3 protein-coding genes are annotated in these 2,192 nt (G+C 32.7%); all 3 read right to left on the bottom strand.

Features of this window, described 5'->3' with window-relative positions:
• Nucleotide 1: 1 nt before the first annotated feature.
• Nucleotides 2-1,015 (bottom strand): hypothetical protein, encoded by a 1,014-nt coding sequence (locus VIM70_RS17660; RefSeq protein WP_331947098.1) that lies wholly within the window; start codon nt 1,013-1,015, stop codon nt 2-4.
• A 26-nt stretch (nt 1,016-1,041) separates the two neighbouring features.
• Nucleotides 1,042-1,857: a phage distal tail protein gene (locus VIM70_RS17655; RefSeq protein WP_331947097.1), complete on the bottom strand. Its 816-nt coding sequence runs from the start codon at nt 1,855-1,857 to the stop codon at nt 1,042-1,044.
• A 50-nt stretch (nt 1,858-1,907) separates the two neighbouring features.
• On the bottom strand, nt 1,908-2,192 hold a 285-nt coding region (locus VIM70_RS17650), incomplete at its 5' end, for a hypothetical protein (protein ID WP_331947096.1).

Below are 2,192 nucleotides of genomic sequence, written 5' to 3'. Positions count from 1 at the left end.
CCTATACCAAGCAATAACCAACTGAATATGTTGTAGAGTTAGCATTATTATGAGACACAGTAATTCTAAATGTCTTTGGAACAAAATCACTTACAACTAAATTCGCAACTGCTGTCAGACCAGGGTAAACCTTATAAACATTTGTACTTATCGTATTGACACTTGAGGATAAAAGTATAGTCGTATAACTACCCGATACTGGATCTTTTCCCTCAATTTTTAATGTGATGTCAGAAGTTGCTACCGCTGTGACATTAAGATAGACTCTAATCCCTGTACCAAAGTTATTATTTAAATCAATACTTGAAGTTGTTGTGGTTCTTGCTAACAATGCTAACGCTGATCCTTCAACATGTGTGCCGACTGCATTTATAGAAGTGATAATAGAATCCTGTTTGGCAGAAGTAGATGCACCTGTTGGTAATGCACTCGATAGTACATCCACATCTCCAATATTATTTGTACCAGATGGAAGTGCATCAGTAATTTTCTTTATTCCTGATGTATCCCTTATTGCAGTTAAAATGGTTACTAAAGAATCTTGTTTTGCTTCTGTTGATGGTGTAGCAATAACTTTTGCTAGTAAAGATGCTAAAGTTGCTTGTGTGGCAAAGTCTTTAGCTATTAAAGTATCTTGTTTAGCTGATGTGGATGCACCTGTAGGCAATGCACTAGAATTTACAACTACTCCATTTGTGGTTCCTGCTGTAGTTTGATCAATACCAATCTTCCCCATTAAATTTGTACCAGATGGCAAAGCATCTGTTATCTTCTTAATACCAGTTGTATCTCTTATTGCTGTTAGTAATGCTTCTATACCGTCAACATAACTTATTATTGAATCTTGTTTTGTTTCTCTAGAAGCATCTGGTGCTAGTACACTCGTTTTTACATTTGTAAAAATTTCGCCATTTAATCCTTCTGCTTCCTCAAAAAGTGAAGTGACAGGATTGTAGTACTGTGGTATGGGGTCTCCGTCCACTTGGCGCAAAATTGGGGCGATAATAACTGACATTTAAAAATCCTCCTTTATAAATATAATTATGATAAGAAATTCATTTCATATTTTATTTGAAATTCAAAGTTTCCTAGACATTGTAAAACATTTACTCCCCTAACCATCTCTAAAAAAGTGCTATCTTGAGACATATTATTAAATCTATAGGTTGTATCTGAAACACTAGAAGTAATTGTTTCATTCTCACAATCAATTTCTAACACTTCATTAGGTTCTAATCCTGTAAATTTTAATATTTGGCCATTGCTTAAATTTATTATAGAAAATCTTCTAGTAAATGTTTTAATAAATATAATAGGTTTTATATTTATATCTCCATCATTAATAAATTCTATGTTTGTAGGCATAGGAGTTGGTTGCCAAGGAGAGAAGAAATATTCATAGATTGTTGTATTTTGACTTAAATATATAGGAGAAAAGCTATATGGGGAGTTTGTGCGAAATTGGAGTGTTATGTAACCTTCGTTCCTGCCCGTATGTACTAATTGTGGAGCGTCTACTATCATTGCATAATAGATAACTTCTTCCCCTGTTGGAACTAAATCATTATAAAATACTAATGGTTTATAATAATCAGAATCAAGCCAACGCTGTATCTCCCTTAATTTTTCATTAGATTCCCATCCACTAAAAAAAGCAAAAGTTACAGAAAATGAAAGATTTTGACGTTCAATTCCTTGGAAATATGGGGCATGGCCTCTAATCTGTTGTTCCTTTATTGTTCTGGAAGATAGAAAAGGATCTTGAAACATCCCGTTTTCAATTTTGCAATTGACTATGTTGAATTCCGTGCTGTTAATTTCACCATAGCTAAAATACAAGCATTGTGAAATAGTCACTAATTTATTCACCTACCTTTATAGGAAATAAGGGAAGTAATTAAACTTCCCTATCTAATACCTTTTTTAGCTAATTCATTTCTAATTTTAGTTGCGAATGATACTGCTTCCTGTTGAGTTGTATTATTTAAATTAGCAATATTAAAATTAATCTCAATACCACCAGTTCCAGCAACAGCAGGATTCATTTGTGGTATATTGAATTCAGGTATTTTAAAATTACTCATAAATGATTTTGATATATTAATAGCTTTCAGGAGGTTTGAGGTATCAATTTTATTTAACACTAATTCTTTTTCATGAAGCATTGCAAGTTTTCCACCAGAAAAACTGCC

Source organism: Clostridium sp., assembly GCF_036569345.1.
Classification (GTDB): Bacteria; Bacillota; Clostridia; order Clostridiales; family Clostridiaceae; genus Clostridium_AD.
This window is presented reverse-complemented; position numbering and strand designations above follow the sequence as displayed.